This is a genomic window from Bradyrhizobium sp. OK095 (assembly GCF_900109945.1).
Lineage (GTDB): Bacteria > Pseudomonadota > Alphaproteobacteria > Rhizobiales > Xanthobacteraceae > Bradyrhizobium.
On sequence record NZ_FOBX01000004.1, the window covers coordinates 397,764 to 417,867 of the forward strand.

The window sequence follows — 20,104 nt, forward strand, 5'->3', positions numbered from 1 at the left end:
CGATGCCGAATCGAGATCTCACGCGCCGGCGCATGATCGCCATTGCGGCGTCGGTCGCCGGGTCGGCATTGCTGTCCGGCGGCCGAATGGCCAGGGCAGGCGATCCGGTGCGATGGCAGGGATCAGCCCTCGGGGCACAAGTATCGATGGAGATCCATCATCCGGACCGGACAGAAGCGCAGCGCCTCGTCGATCGGTGTATCCAGGACGTGCGGCACCTGGAACGGCAGTTCAGCCTGTACCGGGAGCATTCGGCGATCTGCACGCTCAACCGCACCGGCATCCTTGTCGCTCCCGATACCGACATGGTGGCGCTGCTCAAGGCTTCGCTGTATTTTTCCGATCTGACCGATGGTGCCTTCGATCCGACGGTGCAGCCGCTGTGGCAGCTTTATGCGGATCACTTCACCTCCGACAGGCCCGATCCGCAAGGGCCGTCGAAGGAGAGGCTGGCGGAAGCGCTGGCCAGCGTCGGACGCAGCGGCCTTCTCGTCAGCGAAGACCGAATTGCGCTCACGCGGCGCGGCGCCGCAATTACTCTGAACGGCATTGCACAGGGGTACGCCACGGATCGCGTCGTCGAGAGATTGCGTAGCGCCGGCCTGTCGACGACGCTGGTCAACATGGGAGAGGTCCGGGCGATCGGGCCGAGACCTGAGGGTACGCCCTGGCGCGTGGGACTGGCGGATCCCGAGAGGTCCGGTGCGCTTACCGAAACCGTTGACATCGTCAACCGTGCGGTGGCGACATCGGCGGGCGCTGGATTCCGGTTCGATCGCTTGGGACGGTTTACGCATCTGTTCGATCCGGCGACCGGTCGCAGCCCCGCGCTCTACACCACCCTCAGCGTCATCGCCCCGACGGCAACCGAGGCCGATGCACTGTCGACGGCATTCAGCCTGATGCCGGCGTCGGGGATCCAGCGCGTGGTTGCCGCTCGGCCGGACGTTCAAGCCCGCATGATGACATCCGGCGGAGGCTTGATCGTATACGGGGCCTAGCAGGCAGTGCCGGCTGCGGCTGATGTTCGGACTACCAGGATAGTACCACCAACCGCTCAAACCGGGCAGGCTGAAAACGGAGAATCAGATGCGAGCTGTTATATTTGTCGCTGTTTTGGCCGTTGTCGGCGCAGGCGAAGCGAGAGCGCAGGACGCTGCGGCCGGTGAGAAGGTCTTTGCCGTGTGCAAGGCTTGTCATCAGATCGGCGAAACCGCGAAGAATGCCGTCGGACCGGTCCTCAATGGCGTCATCGGCCGCAAGGCGGGTAGCGTTGCCGGCTATACATATTCCGCCGCCAACAAGGACTCGGGAATCACCTGGGATGAGGCCACCTTCCGCGAGTACATCAAGGACCCGAAAGCGAAAGTCCCGGGCACCAAGATGATCTATGCAGGCCTGAAAGACGAACAGAAGACCAACGACCTCGTCGCATTCCTCAAGCAGTTCGATACCGACGGGAAGAAAAAGTAATCGAAACCGCTATTGGCAGCTCTGGCTGCATTCGCTGTTCGACAACTCGGCTGCGGTCGCGACCGGCGTAGCGGCCGTCATGCCCTTGCCTGACTGCCTCAAGAGAGGTGCAGAAAAAATGCCGCGTTGGTTCGCGGAGCTGCGGTGAGGTGAGGTGAGGTGAGGTTGTGTAGCAATTTCAATGAGATACGAGTTCGTAATTTTGTCCTGACTGGCGCACCATCCCCCCTTAGTGGATACCCTCTCAGCGCCCAGTTCGATCAGCCGGCTCGGGCCGTTTGCCGGGACATCAGGTGAACCGCAAGCGCGGCCCCAAACCTGGCCCCCGCAAGTTGCGTCCGCTGGCCGACGCGGCGAACTGGCCCAGGCGTGTGCGAAGAACGCGAGATCGGACAACAGGCGCTCGATATCGTTTTTTTTCAGAAAGCCTTGCGCGCCTTGGACGCGGCGGATCGGTGGTCTCTCGTCAGTTGGCGTCGATGGGGGCGGGGTTCGTTCTTCGACGATTCGAACCTCCTCCAAACGCACGCGACGGAGGAGGATCGCTTCGTCCATCCGAATTTCCTGCCGATCACGGGCTGCGCCGAGGTCGGACGCGAACAATCCCGCGCCTCAAAAACACCCGACGAGGTCGAGGGAATGCAGCGCGCACCAGTCGCGCAACACCTGCTCTCGCTTGAAAATCGACCTTAACTTTAAGTTGCGTAATAATATGATTCTAGTTATGGTTCATAGCTCTCTCGGGGAGGTGGCCATGGTTCGCGTCGTAGCGCTGCTGTTGATCCTCATGGGCGTTTCGACCGTATGCGCCTCTGCGCAACAACTCCCGATCCCGTCGTCCTGGCAGAATCAAAGTGGCTCCGAGCTGACCGTCTTTGCGCCTGGCGCGAACGGTGGCTTTGTGGGCCAATACGTCAATCAGGCAACAGGCTTCGATTGCCAGAACATGCCGTTCGACGCGAGCGGCAGGTCGGGCGCGGGCAATGTGCGCTTCGTGGTGACGTGGAAGAACAGCTTCAAGAGCTGCAATTCCGTCGCGGCCTGGACTGGCACGCTGGCCGGCAACGTCATGACCACGCAGTGGGAGCTGGCCTATGTCGATCCCGCGACCGGGCGGCTGAAGATCGCCAGGGGTAATGATGTGTTTCACCGGACGCGCTAGCGGGGATTTGGCCATGGCACCGGCGCGTGCCGCGCGCTGGCATTAAGACATTGGCCGGCGCCCCGACCAGGTCACGGGATTTCCGCCACCGGGCGCATGAGCTTTTCGTCGACGGATATTGCGTCATCGACGATGTCCTGGGTCAGGAAGATTTGGCCCGGCTTCGGGCGATCTGCGGTGCCCAGACGGTGGACGCGGAGCGCAAATTTCCCGGCGACGGATTCCTGGGCCATGTCACCGACGTCAGCGCGCTTCCCGAGCTCGGCTGGTTCGTCGGGCTCGAGCAGCATTATGCGCTGCTGCGCGCGCTGGGATGTCCGGATCCGAAATGGTTCATGGGCTTCGTCATCCAGAAGCCGCCGCACAGCCCCGGCCTGTATTGGCACCAGGATTGGTGGGGGTGGTCGGACGAGGTGAGCTTCGGCGATCGACCGCCACTTCTCGTGCTCGCCTTTTATCTGCGCGACGTCGGTACCGAGAACGGATGCCTGCGCGTGCTGCGCGGAACGCATCGCAGGCGGCACGCGCTTCATGCGGAGATGGGCCGAACCGCGGAATTGCTGGGCGATGATGGCGAGCGCCGTGCGCATCCTCTGCTTGCCTCGCTTCCCGATGCCGTCGATGTACCGGTTCGTGCCGGAGACATGGTGGTGCAGGATGCGCGGCTGCTGCACGCCACCCATCCCAACGCGTCGCCGGACTGGCGTCCAATGATCTTCCTGTCGGTCATTCCCGACATGGCCTGGTTGTCCGAGGCGGTGCAGGCCACCGTCGAGATCAAGCGACCGAAGGTCGAACGGTCATGGCCTGCGCAGCACTACGACCTCGTCTGCGCCCGACAGGCCCGTTACCACGGCACGGCCGCGCCAGCGCTGATCAATCGGACCGCGCTGCCGCGCGGCAGCGGCGCGCAAGCGGACGGCGCGACCAGGGTGCGATGACATCCTGATCTCATCGCACCTCATGCAATGGTGACGGCTGGAGTATCCTGGACGGCGGGATCCCCCGGCTTGACGGCCACGTCGGTGACGGTGCCTGCGACCGTCGCGCGCTGGATCAGAAGCGTCTTGCCGAGCTCGACTGCGAAGAGATGCTGCTGGGGCGTGACATTGTCGCCCTTCTTGACATAGACCTCGATGACAATTCCGCCGGTCGGGACCTGAATAATCGTTGGCATCGCGATCTCCTCTGGACGAGTTGTCGAGCGCTTCCCCTGCGGCAGCAAATGCCTCTCGCCCGTGATCTCTCGAAAACGAGTGCCGCGCCATGCTTCTATTTAAAGTAGCATGCCGCCGGAATCTCGTCCACTGCATAAGTGATCAAGAGATTGCCCCTGGTGTGGTCTTGCCGGCGGATTGTCCGACTGTGAAAAACGCAGCGATGGCGGACCCGACGCAGACGTGCGGAATAGCTCCCCTCATGCCGGACGGACTGCGGGCAAGCGGGCTTCACGCCGGCGGCTGCTTTTCGGTGCGGACGCGATACCATTCCTCCCCTTACTGAGTACTCTCCCTCCCCGCAGGTTCGATCAGCCGGCTCGGGCCGTTTGCCGGGACCGCAGGTAGCCGCCGAGCGCGGCGAGGGCAGGGCTGAGCAGCAAATAGAGCACGTGGAGCCAGAAGCGGCTGGTGCCGTTGACCAACGCATAAACTCCGAGACCGACGCAAAGAATGGACGCGAGCGTCCCGTTCAGCACTTCGTCATGCTTGGCGATGCGCGCCGAAACGTAGCCACCAAGGACCGAGCAGAGCCCGCCCAGAACAGTCGATGCCGCGAGGAAGACGCTGCTTGCCTTCAGGACCTCGGCGGCAGAGCCGGCGCCATGATCCGGCAGTGATGTTTCGCCTGCCGATGCCAGAACGAGGATCATGACGGGTATCGCCACGAGATTCGACGAGACGATGTCGACGACGTTGCCGATGGCGACGCCCTTGAAAGATACTTGCTTCATTTGCACGCGATAAACCGCCTCGTTCATTTCAATCCAACCGGACGACGCACTATCTCATGATTTTGGTGGGCGATCGCCTAACAGCTCCCGATTCCAAATCTGCGCTTCCTTGGTCGCTGTCACCATAACGCGACTTCCAATCGTCGCAACCTTAGCCTGTAATATCTTCGACAACAGGATGGCTGCTGTCGAGGAGGTCGTGAATGGCTACACCTGCGCAAAATCCGGAAATTCAGATCGGCATCGGGACGCGGCCGCAGGGCAATGCGGTCGCGCTGTTCGGGTCGAACATCTTCGTCGTCGGCTTCGGCGACAGTTCCGACATCCAGCAATCGCTGTACCCGACCGCGTCGGGCTTCACCGCCTCCAGCCTCGGCAACAAGGAATTATGGTCGAGCAGCCAGCTCAAGCTGAAGAACGGCTTCGGGCCGAAGAGCGTGGGCGGATGCGCGCTTGCGATCCAGTCCGGCACGATCCCGGAGCTCTATTTGTTCTGGAATCAGTCGAACTTGTGGAAGGATTCGAGTGCCGGCGTCATGGTGACGTGGCTGAACGCTGTCACGCCGGGGGCGGGAAGCTCCAGCGCGGCGACAGCGATCTGGCTCGCGGGCTTCGTGCTATGCGATGAGAACGGCCTCGGCATTCCTTTGCCGGGCGGGGCGTCCATCAGCGCGATTTCTCTGGGATCGCAGGCGTTCCTCGTAGGGATCGTGCAGCAGGCTCCGGTCGAAACCGGCAAGCTCATGGATTTCGCGACGGTCGGGGTATATTACGTGGCCGACCAGCTGCCGGACAATACCGTCGCCACGAACGCGGGCACGTTCGGAACCTGGCCCGCGCGCAATGAAACCTCGATGGCGCTGAGCGCAGCGGAAATCGGCGCGCTGCTCCCCGCGGTTGCCGGCCGCTCGGGCGTGAGCCTCGACAACCTGATCAGCCTTGCGGTGACCCCGCAGGTCAGCGGCGCCGACATCAGCAGCAACGATCTGGCCCTGGACCTCGTGATGTTCATGACCGTCACCATGGCCGACGCGAAGGGGGGCGACAAGACGCCGTTCCAGGTCGCGGTGACCTGCCCGCTCGACGCCAGCGGCTCGCCGGCCGCAGGGCAGCCTGCGCTCGCGTGGTCGAGCGCGGCCGCCACCCAATCCCCGCTCACGATCCTGCCTGATCCTGCGGGCCGCATCATCGCCTGCGGATCGTCAGTCACCGACGAGAAGAACCTCGAGAAAACGCTGCTCATCGAGGTGTTCTCGACCTACGAGCCGCTCGCCTATGCGAGCCAGTCCACGCTGCCGGCATCCTCCGCCGACACCAGCACGCCCCCGAGCATGATGTTCATCGTCGACACCGGCAATGGAAAGCAGTCGAACCCGACGTCGAACGTGAACGGCACCGGGAACATGACGACCACCACGTATCCGCTGCTGCAGCTATTGTTCTACGGCGAGACGACGGTGGCGCAGGTGCAGCCGTTCGGCACCGTCAACGTGATCTCGAACTATGCCAACATCTCGCTGAACACTCCGAATGACGGGCCCGCCATCGCCGTGACCGGAATCATCGAAGGACCGATCCCGCTCCCGAACGCGAACATCTTGAACTGGCTGTTCGAAGGCACGACCAACGATCTCGGCTCGGTCATCTACGGAACGTCGCAGGGCGCAGGCACCCAGGGCGAGCAGAGTTGGAACGTGGGCGCGAGCATCACGGCCAACGGAAAGATCGGAGTTTCGGCCGGAGTCGAATCACTTGGCGACGGCGGCGAAGCCGGCATCGCCTGGAATGCGTCGGTTTCCGGCGGCTACACCAGGAATTGGTCGAGCTCGACCTCCAGCACCCTCACGCTGCCGTTGCAGCAGACCAGCGTTGCGAGTGTCGAGCAGGGCAAAATGGTCGGGGAGAGCATCGAACCCTACGGCCTGGTGTTCGCTGCGTCTGCGTCGATCTCGATCACCAACCTGCAATTCTTAGACGCGAACGGCAAGATGATCACCGACGGCACTTCGAACGTCGCGAGCTCGGCCCCGCAGGCGCCGATCTTCGCGGCGACCAGCGCGACCGTCGGCCAGTCCAACGGGCACCAGTATGTGCCGTTCCTGGTCACGCCCGGAGATCTCATGACCTATACGATCGATGGCACGCGCCCGGACCAAACGCCCTGCGGCATCAACGCCACGATGGCGGCGCTGACCAACAACGCGATCACCGACTATTTCGATTCCGTGATCTGGCCGGCCGCGTTCGACTTCGGAGCGGCCTCCGGGGGGCCGTCGCAGAAATATCTGGATTTTTCCTGGTCGCTCGGCGGGGTGACCGGCGCCGCCTTCACGGCGCTGAAGACCGCCATGAACAGTGGCTCCTGGAATATCGAGGCGTCGCTCGCGCTCGGTTGCTACTGGGATGACGAGGCAGGGATTCCGCTGCTCGGCGGGGTCGAGACCTCGGGCAGCATCATGATCGGGGGATCGGGTGGCTATTCGAGCACGACGACCGACACAGAGACCGCGCAGTGGGGCGTTTCGCTGCAGCCGTTCGGCGCAAGCCCGCCGTGGGGGCCGCCGAACTGGGGCACGTCGATCGATCCGGACGATGAGAACAGCGTGATTGCGTCCTACCGCTTCGCGCTGTTGCTGCTGCCCGATCCGCGGCCAGGCGATGCGTCCGGACTGAGTCCGGGCTACTGGGTGCAGGAGCTGCTCAAATACGGCAATCAGAATGCCGCGACAGCGAACCCCAACGCGTTTCTTCCGAATAATCTCGATCCCGGATCGGGCTCATGGAAGATCGTCTTCGTGGTGCTGGAAATTCAGACCTATGCCGACATGAACAACGGCACCTACACGTATCAGTACACGGATCCGAAGGGGAGATTCAGCTAGCGGCAGGCTCGCGACCTACACCGGAAACGTCAGCGACTTTGCCAGCCTGACCAGATCGACCTGACGCCGGCATCCCGTCTTTTGGAAGACATGAACGAGGTGGCTCTTCACGGTGGCGACGGAAACGCCGAGCGACGCCGAGATATCGGCGCGCGTCTGTCCTTCGCAAATGAGCTCGAAGATACGGATCTCGGCCGGCGTCAGATCGTATAGCTGGTTGAGAGCATCGTGAGGCAATCGCGGCGGCCCGGAGGCCGACGTCACGAACAAGGCGGCGGCGGCGCGCTGGATCAGACCGGATCGCATATGGCTGCGTCGCAGCGGCAGAACGTGGATGACGAGAGGATCACCGCTCGCGCGAGGGATCGGGATACCAATGCCTTTTTGGCCGAGCGTCGCCTCGTCCTTCGCGGCCTGTGCGATGGCCGATTGCAATATGCCGGTGGTCATCGCGGATTGAACGGCGATCCGGCCATGTTGAACCACAATCGGATCACCCGACGCGAGCATGGCGCTCGCTGCGGCGTTGGCGTGTACGATTTTCGAATCCTCGTCCGCCAGCACGACGCCGACCGTCAGGGCCTCGACGGTCGCGGCGAATGTCGCGGCTTCCACCGTCTTCATGTCGAACAGGTTGCTGATCGTCACGGCGCGGCGGATGTGTGGCGCCAGAAGGCGCAATCCGCCGATTTGCGCATCGTCGATGGGGCCGGCCGATTCATGCTGGCTGAAGATCGCATTTCCAACCATCGTCCTGTCGCGAACGAGGCCGACGGCGACGGCGTCGAACAAGCCTTTGGGCAGGGCCCATTCGCGATAATAGCGATTGCCGGAGATGACGTCCTGCCGGACTGCCTGGGATTGAACGATGGGCTCCCCGAGCGGGTATTGCTGAATGCGCTCGGCGCCGCCCCAGAGCTCGATGATGTCAGCCCCGTACCCGATCGCGTTCTGAGACATCCGAGCGAGGTCGCTGGTGCCGGAGACCGCATTGACGACGGCCTTCATGTTCGAGAGGCTGGCGGCCGAGAGTGCGCCGGTGGCAAAGCCGAACTCGGCGCATATCCCATCCAGAACTTCGGTCCAGCGTTCGGGCGCGATCACACAATCATAGATGCCGCCAATGAGATCCGAGAATTTCTCGACCGAAGCCTGCTGCATTCCAAACCACCCACTTCAAAAACATCACGCACGTCGCCGTCACCCGGGCCGCTCCCTACACCGGAAACGTCAGCGACTTTGCCAGCCTGACCAGATCGACCTGCCGTCGGCATCCTGTCTTCTCAAAGACATGAAAGAGGTGGGTTTTCACCGTGCTGACGGACACCCCGAGCTGCGACGAAATCGCGTCGCGTGTCTGTCCCTCGCAGATGAGTTCGAAGATACGAACCTCGGCCGGCGTCAGATCATAGAGCTGGACCAGCGCATCGTGAGGCAGCTGCGGCGGACCGGAGGCCGATGCCACGAACAGCGCGGCGGCGGCGCGCTGAACCAGGCCGGCCCGCATGTGGCCACGTCGCAGCGGCAGAACGTGGATGACGAGAGGGGCACCGTCCGGGCGCGGAATCGGGATACCAATGCCTTTCTGGCCGAGGGCCGCCTCGTCCTTCGCGGCTTGTGCGATGGCCGATTGCAGTGAGGCGGTCGTCGCCGCGGACTGAACCGCGATCCGGCCATGTCGCGTCAGAACCGGATCGCCGGCCGCGAGCATCGCTTCTGCTGCGGCGTTGGCGTGAACGATCTTCGAATCCTCGTCCGTCAGGACGACGCCGGCCGTCAGGGCCTCGACGGTCGCGGAGAATGTCGCGGCTTCCACAGTCTTCATGTCGAACAGATTGCTGATGATCACGGCGCGGCGGATGTGAGGCGCGAGAATGCGCAATCCGCTGACCTGCGCATCTTCGATGGCCCCGTCCGACTCATGCTGACTGAATGTCGCATTGCCGATCATGGTTTTTTCGCGAACAAGGGCGACGCCGACGGCGTCGAACAGGCCCTTGGGCAGGGCCCATTCCCGGTGATACCGATTGCCGAGGATGATATCCTCTGGAACCGCCTGGGATCGAATGATCGGTTCTCCAAGCGGATACTGCCGGATGCGCTCAATGCCGCCCCAGAGTTCGACGATATCAGCGACATACTCGACTGCGGTTCCGGTCATCGTCGGGACAGGGTCGGTTCCAGAGGCCGCATTGACGCCGATTTTCGTGTTTGTGAGGCTGTAGGCCGAGAGCACGGCGGTCGCGAAGCCGAACTCCATGCGAATCTCGTTCAGAACCCTCGTCCACTGTTCAGGCGCGATCACACAATCGTAGATATTGCCGATCAGGTCCGAGAACGTCTCGACCGAAGTCTGCTGCATTCCAAACCGCTCACTTGAAAATCACTGCCGTCACTTGAAAGCTATATTGGGAGTGGCTTCATCGCCTATGGCGGATTTCACAACTCTCGGCCCATGGTCTTATCACCGCGATTTCGCGGCGCAAACGGGAACGCCGGACACAAACCCTTGTGACGCCTCTTGCGCGGCTGCCATGATTTTCGCGAATGGCGGGACGTCTGCGTCTTTACTGCGCAAGTCTGCCACCCGGTCTGCGCGAGGCCTGATTAAAACTGTGGCAGACGCGACGTCGATAGGTCGTCGGTGGAATCGACTTGCATCGAGTTGCGGGATTCGACGATGCAACTTCAATGGGTGCGTGATATCTTCATCTCGGGGATGGAATTGACTGTCTCCGCATCTGGAAGGACATGGTCATGACGTTGTCGTCACGCTTCGTTGCGCGTCCCGCTGTCGCGCTTCCATCGATTGCGCTGCTGCTGTGCAGCCTGAGCGGCACGGCCATGTCGCAGCCGACCCCCGCCGACACCCAGCTTCCCGGCGTCACGGTCGAAGCGCCGAGGCAGATGGCGCGGCCGTACCGGCCGACGCATCACGCGACAGTCCACAGCACGAGGTCGATCCGGACCGCGCCGGCCGCTGCAACGGCCTCGACGTCGCCGATGTCGGATAACTCGAAGCTTGCCAAGCTCCAACGCGAAACCGGCAGCTGCATCGGCGGTTGCCAATCGAGCTTCAAGACGGCCGACAAGCCCTGGACCGGGTGCAACGCGTCGGGTGGCGTGTATTCGGCCACGTGCCGCAACGTCGGCAACTACAGGAGCTACGACGAATGCAAGGAGGCTGGACGCATCACCGGTTGGCGATCCGGTGAGACCTCGGCGTATTGCAGCAGTGTGGCGCTGGCGGCCGGCTGGCGCTGAGGTCGCGGTCGAGCTCCCGAACTGACGTGCAGTTCGGGGCGCCGGCTCACATTGTCTTCAGAAATTCGACCAGCGCCATCCGCTCCTGCTTCGTCAAAAAGCGCCCGATCACGCCGTCCTTTTCATTTTGCTTGGTCCCATCGCCATTGAACTCGTGCCCGGTGTTGTGATTGCCCCGGAGCGTCGTATCGAGCTCGAATCCGTTCTCCAGCTTGTCGGTGCGATATCCGACATTGCCCGCGTCATATTCGCGGTTGCCCAGGTCAAACTTCGTCGGCCGCTCGCTGACTGGCGAGAACAGGGCGTAGAGGTTGGGCACCGAGCCGTTGTGCAGGTACGGAGGCGTCGCCCATATCCCGTTGAGCGGACGCGCCTTGTAGCCCAGCGGGTGGTCGATACCGTTATTCCGGTATCCGTTCATTTCCTCGCGCTTTTCCGGCGCAACCGGTGGCGTCTGGCTGTCATACCAATGCTTGATGGTCTTTTCGGTGACTGCACCGAGCGCGAAGCCGAAACCGTCGTAAGGGACATCGAGCTCTTGCGGAACCGTGACCTTGCGATCGAACATATCCTGGGCCTGTGCCGGGTCAGTGCCGATACGCGCGAACGGGAAGACCTCGAGGTGGAGATAACGCTCGCCTGGATAACGCTCCTCCGTCCGCTTGTCCGGCAGCGACCAGCGGTCGGACTTCCAGAATTCGGCACTGCTCACCGGCGGCAGATGGCATCCTTGGCAAAGATCCTTGTAGAGGATCGCACCTTGCTCGGCGACCGCCTTTTTGATCGGAGGAAGCTCGGAAGGCCATTGCGGTGACTTCAATCCGGTGAAGCCTGTACTTTCATTCGGCTGCTTGCCGGCCAGCGATTTCTCGATCCTGTCCAGGTTCATGATTTCGATACCTGAGTTGTAAAGCCCCCCCTTCGCGCTTGTCAGGTTGACCATCGCGGATACGCCCATGGCTTCACCGGCATTACGCACCATGGGCTGTTCGATCGATGCGTTGTACTGGACCCAATCGAACCACGAGGAATCCCAGATGCGCGGGAAATGCACGGGCGCCGATGTGGCGGCATAGTTGGCGGGAATCTTGAGGTCGACCGCAAAGACCTCGTTGCCGATGCGGTTCAACGCGTCGAGCCTGCCGAACCCCTCGACCACGCTCTGCGGAGCGACCATGGTATCGAGATCCGCGAGCCCCTTGCCCTGCGCCAGGATCTTGTCGAGTTGCGCAAGCAACTGACTCTTTTCCACTTCGCTTGGGCTTGCTCCGATGATTTTTTCGGCAAACCGATCGAAGCGGAAGGGAACGAAGCGCGTGAACGCCAGCGAGAGGCCAAGCGCGCTCCGGAATTTGCCGAGATCCGTGAGCGCCGGGCCGCCGTCGACCAGGAACTCTGTCCCCTGGTAGGTGAAACGTCCGGTGTGGCACGCCGCGCAGGTCAGCCCGATCCGCGTCATGTCATTGTAGGGGGCCCGTGGATTTTTCCAGGGTTGTGCGGTGCCGTCGACCATGGCCTTGCCGCGCGCCATGCCGACAGGCAATCCGAGCTTGGGATCGGTTGGATCGGGAATGAATCCGAAACGGTCGAGATAAGCGGGGTCGCTCAGAAGTCCCACCGAGGTCAGCGGAGTCAGCGACAACACCGGCTGTTCAAGGGCCATGAACCATTCGTAAGGGATGTGGAAAGTCGCCGTTCCCTGATCGGCGTGGTGAAACCAGTCGCGCTTGTCGGTCCAGTTCTGGTCGAGCCAGCGGGTCTTCTGGGCTGTTGGATATTCTGGGAGCTTCACCCTGATCCCGTCATAGACCTTAGCGACATAGGGGTAGCCCATCAGTCCCGCGATCACGACGACCGCGGCAACAATGACCGAGAAGAGCAGGGCCAGTGAGGCGACGCTTGAATTTGGTTTCCACGCCATTGTGCTCTCCTTGGCAGGCTGTTGAAGAACTCAGCCTGAATCCATCATGAGGCCGTGTCTGCCGGGGAGCCGGCAAAGGACCGCAACGCGGCGATGCCGGGCAGGAAGAAGTACTCCCCGCCGCGTGTGCTCACGAAAGCCGGCAATTTCTGCAATCGACGCCGCGGCGGTTCGACACGCGGGATCGTGAAGGTCCCGCTCCCGTCATTGCCGCCGATCATCGGATCCTTCTCATTCTCCAGTCCGGCGAAGCCGCCATCATTGATCCAGACCTTCTGAACGAATTCGAATTGACGGGCGATGTCGGCGTTCACCAGCAACATGACGGCGCCGCGCTCGGCACCGTCATCGGCAGTCGCATCCGCAGGCAGGCGCGTCCCATAGGGCAAACCCTGGCGCAGCAGCCGATGCCGATGGACGGATGCGCCATTCGGGCCCGTCAGCCCGGAGCGCGGATTGAGGCGCCGCACATGTGCCCCCACCGGGCAGCTCGTTCCTTGCAAGTCGTCGAGATATGTAAAATCATTATTTCGCTTCGGATCTGCGGCGAGCACCGGATCGTCCTGCTTTGCTGTCAAAGCCAGCGGTGCGCCGCTTTGCCAGCGTCCCATCATCTTCGCCGCCACGAGCGCGGCGTCGGCGTCGTCCTTGGCGGAGCTCCGCAGATAGTTGCGGAAGGCCCAGACATGCTGGTGCAGCTTGCGCAACACCACGAAGCTGCCGTTACCGCTGAAATTTGCCGGGGTCGGCAAGTCAGGGACGGCACCGGTCTCGTCGGGCTGCCCGAGTACGAACTCACCAGCCCTCAGGGCTCGCCAACCAGCTGCGTCCGGAACGCCCGCGCCGGGCAAGGCAGGCTCCCCACTGCCCTCGATCGAGGGCTCGGTAATTCCGTCACGGTAGCCAAAGTGCTCGATTGGAGCGAGCTTGCCATCTGGACCGGCCAACAATTTCGCATCGATGGCACCTGCCGCAGTCAAGCCGTTATCGCGCAATTCAGACAGCAATGCTGTCGAAGCGGCATCGCGATCCGCTGTCGTCATCGCACTCACCACGACGAGCACGTGAACTCTCGCGTTGAACGGCGCGTCCCACCGCGCCGGAGCGCTGTCGCCCACGTCGCCGAGCCGATCGGCGCGCGCAGCCATTCCCTGCTGGAATTCCTGCGGGAAGCTCAGCAGGCTGGCCTCCGGCAGACCCATCGCCGACAGACCTTGCCACGAGAGGGCGACGTTGAAGGCCTGCGAAGGCGATGCGTCCAGGCCCGCCACGGTGGTGCATCGCCCGGCGATACCACTGAACCATCGCCGAGCTTTCGCTGAATCGCCCACATTCAGCACGTGATAGTGCGCAAACGGGAAGCGATACGGCCGCATCGCCATCCCCTGGATGTCGTTCCGATCCAGGTTGCCGGCAGTGGACTGGGCAGTCATTCCCGTCAACCGAGCTGGTCGAGGAATGTGTCGAGCTTGCCCTTCCAATCCAGCGCCTTGTTGATGTCCGCGACGGTCGAATTCGGATAGGCGCAATAGTAACCATCGGTTTCGACGGCGCTTCCGAGAATGTAATCCCGCAGCTTTGGATAATCGCGCGCGCCCGGATACCCCTCGCAATGGCCCCAGATCGCGTCGATTCCATCGGGGGCCCGCTCGGCGAAATCGCGCATGTAGTCTTCGACGTCGCCGTCGAAATTCGTTGCGAAGAATAAGCGCGTGTCATTATCGAAAATGACCCAGCGCACGATATGGATCGTTCCGAGAGAAGCGATTTTACCGCCGTTTGCAGCGGTCAGCCCCTGAAGCGTCTTGCGCAACACTTCGGCTTGACCGGGAACGATCTTGGTAATTGCGGTCAGGACGCTGATCTTCCCAGCTTTCAATACAACTGACATGGCAACTCCTCCCTGTGATCCGCTGGAACCGTTGCGAATGACCCATTTGCAGCGGGCGGCAATGATGACCTTACGCCCGCGCTTTTAGCACTTAATACAGCTACAGATTGTGAGATGTTTCACATCGAAAGGTGCCGGTTGCTCTTGGGGCACGTTCCACACGGCGCCTCACCGTCCGGTCACCGGGGACATCGCCGCACATTGCACGCAAGGCGCGGCGCGAGCGCATCAAACGTTGCCGCGTGATCGTCGGCACATATCATTCCGACAGACCGATCTAGCCTTTTGTCAGGTGGCTCGCAGTGATCCACCGGCAAAGGACAAGACTCATGCGCAATTCCATCCTCGTGGCTCTCGCAGCGATCACCTTGGCAGGCGTGGCGACACCCTCGAACGCGACAACCATCGTCCGCGACCATCGCGACCCGCCCATCGTGCGCGACCATCGCAATCAGACCATCGTCCGGGACCACCGCACTCAACCCGAGGTCCGCGATCACCGCCACTAAGCTTCCCGGCGACGGAGCCGAACTGAACCGGTTCGGCTCCGCTTGCCGCTTACCGCCCCGCCTTCACCAAACCCGCCAAACTCGCAGCCAGCTCGTCGCTCCGGAATGGTTTCGTCAGCCGTGACAAATCCGGCGTGATGCCTTCGTTGTTGGCATAACCTGAGACCACGAGGATTTGCAGCTCGGGATACTGGTTGCGCAGCGCGAGGCCCAAGTCCGTTCCGCTCATGCCCGGCATCAGATGGTCGGTGACAAGCAGGTTCGGCCGCAGGCCGTCCCTGACACGTTGAAGCGCATCTTCGGCCGAACCCGCTTCGACGACCCTGTAGCCGAGCTCGCTCAGCATCTCGGCGGTGCTCATGCGCACCAGCGGTTCGTCATCCACCAGCAGCGCGGTGCCGGCGGGAAGTGGCCGCAGTTCTGGTTGTGCGACTGTCACGATCGGCCCCGCGGCCGCGTGGCTGACCGGCAACCATAACTCCACTGTTGTCCCGGAGCCCACGGCGCTCCTGATCGTCAGCGCGCCGCCGAGCTGTGAGGCGAGGCCGTGGACCATCGAAAGGCCGAGGCCGGTCCCTTGGCCGACGCCCTTGGTCGAGAAGAACGGTTCGACGGCGTGCGCCTGTGTCGTCTCGTCCATGCCGATGCCGGTATCAGCGACCGAGATGCAGACATATGTGCCCGGCGCCAGGTCCGCGTCGTGCTCGCTGGTCACCGTGCGGGCCTTGGCGGAGATGCGCAGGCACCCGCCATCTGGCATGGCATCCCTGGCATTCACGCTGAGATTCAGGATCGCCATCTCGACCTGGTTGGGATCGGCCATGGCCTCGGGAATGCCTAGCGGCGTGTCCAGCGTCAGCTGGATCTGCGGGCCTGTCGTGCTCAAGATCAGATCGCCCATGTCGGCCACGAGCCGGCCGATGTTGACCGGAACGGCTTGAAGCGGTTGCCGGCGCGCAAAGGCCAGCAGACGCTGCACCAGCGTCTTGGCGCGCTCGGCCGCCTGGGCTGCGCCGGCAATGAGGCGATGCTCGCGCTCGCCGCCGATGCCCTTGCGCTGAAACATGTCGAGCAGGCCGACGATCGGTGTGAGCAGATTGTTGAAGTCGTGTGCGACGCCGCCTGTGAGCTGGCCCATCGCCTCCATCTTCTGGGCCTGACGCAGCGCTTCCTCGGCCTGCGCGAGCCGTGCCTGCTCCTCCAGCCGATCCGTGACGTCGACCCCGGTCAGGAATGCACCGATCCGCGTGCCGTCAGGAGCGCGCAGCACCTCGAATTTCATCTCGTAGACGCGGCGCTCGAACCGGGGATCGCCGAACTCCTCGATGTTGGTGAAGGCTTCGCCCTCCAACGCCCGGCTCCAGATCGCGATTGCCGCAGCGAGATGCTCGGGCCGGTCGGCCAGGAATTCGTGCAGGGAATCTCCGACGTTCGGCCGCTTGCCGTAGATGCGCTGATACGCATCGGCGCAGGACGTGTTGATCGCGAGCCAGCGATAGCCGAGATCGAGCGCTTGAATCTGCCCGTCGGTGGTTTCCACGATCGTGGCGAGCAGATGACGCTCGACAGTTCGTTCGGCCACGCGCTGCTCGAGCGTGGCGTTCAGCTCTCGGTACCGCGCTTCGCTGGCCCGCAGCCGCGTCACGCCCAACACGCGTTCGGTGGTCTCCGAGACGAGACAGAGCACGCCGCCGACCGAGCCGTCATCATCAGGCACGGCGGAATACGAGACATCCCAATAGCTGGTCTCGCCGTAGCCATGACGCTCGACGTAGAACGGACGATCCTTCGCGGCGAATGTCTTCCTGGTTTGACGGACGCCTGACAGCAGCGGTTCGAGATCGTCCCACAGCTCGCCCCAGTTCTCGATCGCCGGGCGGCCGAGGGCGCGGGGGTGGTTGGCGCCGATGCCCGGCGCGTAGGCGTCATTGTAGAGAGCGACGAAGTCGGGGCCCCAGAACAAAACGATCTGGGCTTGGGCGGGCAGCATCATGCTGACCGTCGCCTTCAGGGCCTGGGACCAGTCGCGGGGAGGACCGAGCGGTGAATCCGACCAGTCGAGCGAGCGCATCGCGGCGCCCAGCTCGCCGCCGTCGGCGAGGAAGCTTATATCAGTCGACTGCCGAGCAGTATTCTCAGACAGCACCTGATCCCCCGCGACGCGTGACATGGGCATCTTTGCCCATTCGAGCCCGAATTTCGCGGACTCAACGGTCGTTAACGCGCAATGCAGAATCTGGTTCCATTCCAGTGGTTTGACCCCACCCTTGTGCTATTGCTTCACCCCGCAACGACGCGAGGTACCATGCTCCCCATTCCCGCCGACATCTTCACCGAGCCCGAGGACGTCTCGCCCGACAGCCTTGCCAATCTCGGCCCGCTCCGCCGGCTCGCCGGCACCTGGCAGGCGGACAAAGGCATAGACATCAATCCGAAGGCGGAGGGGCCGGAGCGGCGGACCTTCATCGAGCATATCCGGATGGACCCGATCGATCCGCAGGCCAATGGGCCGCAGCTGCTCTATGGACTGCGCTATCACATCCACATCAATACGCCCGAGGAAGACATCACCTTCCACGACCAGGTCGGCTACTGGCTGTGGGAGCCCGCGACCGGGTTGATCATGCAGACGCTAGCGATCCCGCGCGGGCAAGTGCTGCTGGCGTCGGGCAAGGCCGGACCGGATGACAGGAAGATCTCGGTGACGGCGAAGCGCGGCGACACCGCTTACGGGGTCTGTTCGACCGACTTTCTGGAACAGGCCTTCCGCACCGATTCCTACCGCTGCGACATCACCTTCAACGACGACGGAAGCTGGACCTATCTGATCCAGACCGAGTTGTTCGTCCGCGGCGCGCCGTTCAATCATCACGACAGCAACACGCTCCAGCTGGTCGCGCCGCCAAAACTCAATCCGCTCGCGGTGATCGTGAACGATCGCGCCAAAGACAACGCCAAGAACGGCGGATCCAAGAGCGGCGGAACGGCGGCTTGAGCGTGGTCCGGAGATTTGCATGAAGCCTTATGTCATCTGTCTGATGCATTCGAGCCTCGACGGCCGTACGCATCCCAGCCGCTGGCGTCCGAAGGGCGCCGGCACGGATTGGTTCGAGACAATCCATGGCGAGCTCGGCGGCGACGCCTGGGTGATCGGCCGCGTCACCGGCTCGGAGTTTGCCAAGGGTAAGCCCTATCCCGCGACGGCGGACGAAAAGTTTCCCCGCGAAAACTGGTTCGCGCGGCGCGATGCGAAAACCTATGGTGTCGTGCTCGACGCGCAGGGCAAGATCGGCTGGGGCCGCTCCGACATCGGCGGCGATCCGATCGTCGCCGTGCTGACCGAGAGCGTGCCGGATTCGCATCTCGCAGGGCTTCGCGGCGAGGGCGTGTCCTACATCTTTGCGGGCAAGTCGGAGATCGATCTGGCGCTCGCGCTGGACATTCTCAGTCGTGAGCTCGGGGTGAAGCGGTTGCTGGTGGAGGGCGGCGGCGTCGCCAATGGCGCGTTCCTGCGCGCCGGTCTCATCGACGAGTTCAATCTGATCCTCAGCCCCGCGATCGATGGCGCCAAGGGCGCTCCCTTCGTGTTCTCTTCGACGGACGCGGACAGCGACAAGCGCGCGCCGCTTGCCGCGATGACGTTGGAGAATGTGCGGGAGCTCGGCGGCGGCGTCCTGCTGTTGCGCTACCTGATCAAGAACGATCCGCAAGGCGTGGCCGGGTAAAGCGCGGGCATGTCTGACACGTCCGAGCACATCATCGTTGTCGGCGCCGGCGCGGCCGGCCTGATCGCGGCACGCGAACTCGCGCGTGCCGGGAAGAGGGTGACGATCCTGGAGGCGCGCGAGCGTTGCGGTGGGCGTATTCACCCGCTGCTTGCTGCGGAGTTCGGCTATCCCGCCGACGGCGGCGCCGAATTCGTCCATGGCGAGGCGCCGGTCACGCGCGCTCTGCTGAGCGAGGCGCGTTTGTCCCTTCAGGAGATCGAAGGCACGCAATGGAGCTTTGACGGTGCAAGCTTCTCGCGCGAAAGCCGTCACGATCCGCATGAGGCGGAGCTGCATGCCGTGCTCGGGGAGTTGAAGGACGACCTCACCGTCACCGATTTCCTGCGCCGTCATTTTGCCGGACCCGAATACGGCCGGCTGCGCACCTCGATCGAGCGCATGGTCGAGGGCTACGACGCCGCCGATCCCGCGCGCGCCTCCATTCTGGCGCTGCGCGAAGAGTGGATGGATGGTGGGCGCCACACCCAGGCGCGCATCGTTGGCGGCTATGGCGCGTTGATCGATTTTCTGGCGGCTGAGTGCCGCAGGCATGGCGCGGCGATCAGCTTTGGCTGCGTGGTGTCGGCTATCGATGAGAAGGACGGCGCAGTCGTCGTCCGCTGTGTGGGCGGCGACGTGCATGGCTGCAATCGCGTGATCGTCACCGTCCCGCTGCCGTTGCTGCGGGACATCGCTCTGCCCGCGGCCGCGCGCGCGAAGGCTGCGGTGGCCTGCGACATCGGCTTTGGCAGCGTGATCAAAATCCTGCTGCGGTTCGCGCGGCCATGGTGGCGCGAGGTGAAGCTGGATCTTGCAGATATGACTTTCCTGCTGTCGGACCAGACCATCCCGGTGTGGTGGACGCGCTATCCGGAGCCGCATCCCGTGCTCACCGGCTGGTTCGGCGGCCCGCGCACCGCGGAGCTGCAAAGCCTCGATCCGCAAGGGCTGATCGATGCCGGGCTCGATTCGCTCGCCGCCATCTTCGCCCTGCCGCGAGAGGAGATCGCGCGCGACCTCGTCGCAGCTGCGGCGACGAACTGGGCGCACGATCCTTTCGCCCGCGGCGCCTATTCCTGGGCGATGCCGGCGACGCGCGAGGCGCAAGCGATCCTGGCGCGCGCCGACGGCCCCGTGCTGTTTTCCGGTGAGGCGCTCTATCGCGGCCGCGACATGGGTACCGTCGAGGCCGCGCTGGCGAGCGGGCTGGAGACGGCGGGGATGATCCTGCGCAAATAAAAAAGGCCCGCGTGTTCGCGGGCCTTTCGTTCGTCCGTGTCAGTC

At 63.1% G+C, this 20,104-nt stretch carries 19 protein-coding genes; 10 read left to right on the top strand and 9 right to left on the bottom strand.

Annotation, left to right across the window (positions count from 1 at the left end):
• Positions 1–2 precede the first annotated feature (2 nt).
• Together BMW89_RS13935 and BMW89_RS13940 are read left to right on the top strand one after the other, a co-directional pair.
• Positions 3–1,001 carry an FAD:protein FMN transferase gene (locus BMW89_RS13935; RefSeq protein ID WP_092027148.1) on the top strand — a complete coding sequence of 333 codons (999 nt, stop codon included), beginning with the start codon at positions 3–5 and terminating at the stop codon, positions 999–1,001.
• An 88-nt stretch (positions 1,002–1,089) separates the two neighbouring features.
• Positions 1,090–1,473, top strand: a complete 384-nt coding sequence (locus BMW89_RS13940; RefSeq protein WP_092027150.1) for a c-type cytochrome — start codon at positions 1,090–1,092, stop codon at positions 1,471–1,473.
• A 9-nt stretch (positions 1,474–1,482) separates the two neighbouring features.
• Here the strand turns inward: BMW89_RS13940 and BMW89_RS37310 are convergent, their stop codons facing one another.
• Positions 1,483–2,028 carry a hypothetical protein gene (locus BMW89_RS37310; protein WP_143062757.1) on the bottom strand — a complete coding sequence of 182 codons (546 nt, stop codon included), beginning with the start codon at positions 2,026–2,028 and terminating at the stop codon, positions 1,483–1,485.
• A gap of 199 nt (positions 2,029–2,227) precedes the next feature.
• On the opposite strand from BMW89_RS37310, the gene BMW89_RS13950 reads away from it, so the two are divergent.
• Positions 2,228–2,635 (top strand): avidin/streptavidin family protein, encoded by a 408-nt coding sequence (locus BMW89_RS13950; protein WP_177196039.1) that lies wholly within the window; start codon positions 2,228–2,230, stop codon positions 2,633–2,635.
• A gap of 26 nt (positions 2,636–2,661) precedes the next feature.
• Positions 2,662–3,576 carry a phytanoyl-CoA dioxygenase family protein gene (locus BMW89_RS13955; RefSeq protein ID WP_283805327.1) on the top strand — a complete coding sequence of 305 codons (915 nt, stop codon included), beginning with the start codon at positions 2,662–2,664 and terminating at the stop codon, positions 3,574–3,576.
• 20 nt (positions 3,577–3,596) lie between these two features.
• On the opposite strand, the gene BMW89_RS13960 is transcribed toward BMW89_RS13955, so the two are convergent.
• Together BMW89_RS13960 and BMW89_RS13965 are read right to left on the bottom strand one after the other, a co-directional pair.
• Positions 3,597–3,812 (bottom strand): biotin/lipoyl-containing protein, encoded by a 216-nt coding sequence (locus BMW89_RS13960; protein ID WP_092027158.1) that lies wholly within the window; start codon positions 3,810–3,812, stop codon positions 3,597–3,599.
• A gap of 351 nt (positions 3,813–4,163) precedes the next feature.
• Entirely contained in the window at positions 4,164–4,613 is a 450-nt protein-coding gene (locus tag BMW89_RS13965; protein ID WP_092027160.1) for a hypothetical protein, read from the bottom strand.
• Positions 4,614–4,789: 176 nt separating this feature from the next.
• On the opposite strand from BMW89_RS13965, the gene BMW89_RS13970 reads away from it, so the two are divergent.
• Positions 4,790–7,468, top strand: coding sequence for a hypothetical protein (locus tag BMW89_RS13970; protein WP_092027162.1), 2,679 nt, complete (start codon positions 4,790–4,792; stop codon positions 7,466–7,468).
• Positions 7,469–7,483: 15 nt separating this feature from the next.
• On the opposite strand, the gene BMW89_RS13975 is transcribed toward BMW89_RS13970, so the two are convergent.
• A complete protein-coding gene (locus BMW89_RS13975) occupies positions 7,484–8,629 on the bottom strand; it encodes a helix-turn-helix transcriptional regulator (RefSeq protein WP_092027163.1) in 1,146 nt (381 codons plus the stop codon).
• 55 nt (positions 8,630–8,684) lie between these two features.
• Positions 8,685–9,728: a helix-turn-helix transcriptional regulator gene (locus BMW89_RS13980; protein ID WP_244547587.1), complete on the bottom strand. Its 1,044-nt coding sequence runs from the start codon at positions 9,726–9,728 to the stop codon at positions 8,685–8,687.
• A gap of 497 nt (positions 9,729–10,225) precedes the next feature.
• Here BMW89_RS13980 and BMW89_RS13985 point away from each other — a divergent pair, with 497 nt between their 5' ends.
• Positions 10,226–10,732: a hypothetical protein gene (locus BMW89_RS13985; protein WP_092027342.1), complete on the top strand. Its 507-nt coding sequence runs from the start codon at positions 10,226–10,228 to the stop codon at positions 10,730–10,732.
• Between the two features lie 46 nt (positions 10,733–10,778).
• Here BMW89_RS13985 and BMW89_RS13990 read toward each other — a convergent pair whose 3' ends face one another.
• The 3 genes from BMW89_RS13990 to BMW89_RS14000 are packed head-to-tail and all read right to left on the bottom strand — an operon-like array spanning position 10,779 to position 14,544.
• Positions 10,779–12,653 carry a di-heme-cytochrome C peroxidase gene (locus BMW89_RS13990; protein WP_092027167.1) on the bottom strand — a complete coding sequence of 625 codons (1,875 nt, stop codon included), beginning with the start codon at positions 12,651–12,653 and terminating at the stop codon, positions 10,779–10,781.
• A gap of 44 nt (positions 12,654–12,697) precedes the next feature.
• The gene (locus tag BMW89_RS13995) at positions 12,698–14,086 is read right to left on the bottom strand and encodes a Dyp-type peroxidase (RefSeq protein ID WP_092027168.1); all 1,389 of its coding nucleotides are present in this window, start codon (positions 14,084–14,086) and stop codon (positions 12,698–12,700) included.
• 5 nt (positions 14,087–14,091) lie between these two features.
• The gene (locus BMW89_RS14000) at positions 14,092–14,544 is read right to left on the bottom strand and encodes a hypothetical protein (protein WP_143062759.1); all 453 of its coding nucleotides are present in this window, start codon (positions 14,542–14,544) and stop codon (positions 14,092–14,094) included.
• A 329-nt stretch (positions 14,545–14,873) separates the two neighbouring features.
• Here BMW89_RS14000 and BMW89_RS37895 point away from each other — a divergent pair, with 329 nt between their 5' ends.
• A complete protein-coding gene (locus BMW89_RS37895) occupies positions 14,874–15,053 on the top strand; it encodes a hypothetical protein (protein ID WP_177196041.1) in 180 nt (59 codons plus the stop codon).
• A 49-nt stretch (positions 15,054–15,102) separates the two neighbouring features.
• Here BMW89_RS37895 and BMW89_RS14010 read toward each other — a convergent pair whose 3' ends face one another.
• Positions 15,103–17,223 (bottom strand): ATP-binding protein, encoded by a 2,121-nt coding sequence (locus BMW89_RS14010; protein WP_092027172.1) that lies wholly within the window; start codon positions 17,221–17,223, stop codon positions 15,103–15,105.
• Positions 17,224–17,358: 135 nt separating this feature from the next.
• Between BMW89_RS14010 and BMW89_RS14015 the strand changes: the two genes are divergently transcribed.
• The 3 genes from BMW89_RS14015 to BMW89_RS14025 are packed head-to-tail and all read left to right on the top strand — an operon-like array spanning position 17,359 to position 20,059.
• A complete protein-coding gene (locus tag BMW89_RS14015) occupies positions 17,359–18,048 on the top strand; it encodes an FABP family protein (RefSeq protein WP_092027174.1) in 690 nt (229 codons plus the stop codon).
• A 19-nt stretch (positions 18,049–18,067) separates the two neighbouring features.
• Complete coding sequence (locus tag BMW89_RS14020; RefSeq protein ID WP_092027176.1) at positions 18,068–18,778, top strand: RibD family protein; 711 nt, start codon at positions 18,068–18,070, stop codon at positions 18,776–18,778.
• A 9-nt stretch (positions 18,779–18,787) separates the two neighbouring features.
• Positions 18,788–20,059, top strand: a complete 1,272-nt coding sequence (locus tag BMW89_RS14025) for a flavin monoamine oxidase family protein (protein WP_092027178.1) — start codon at positions 18,788–18,790, stop codon at positions 20,057–20,059.
• The last annotated feature ends 45 nt before the right edge of the window (positions 20,060–20,104 follow it).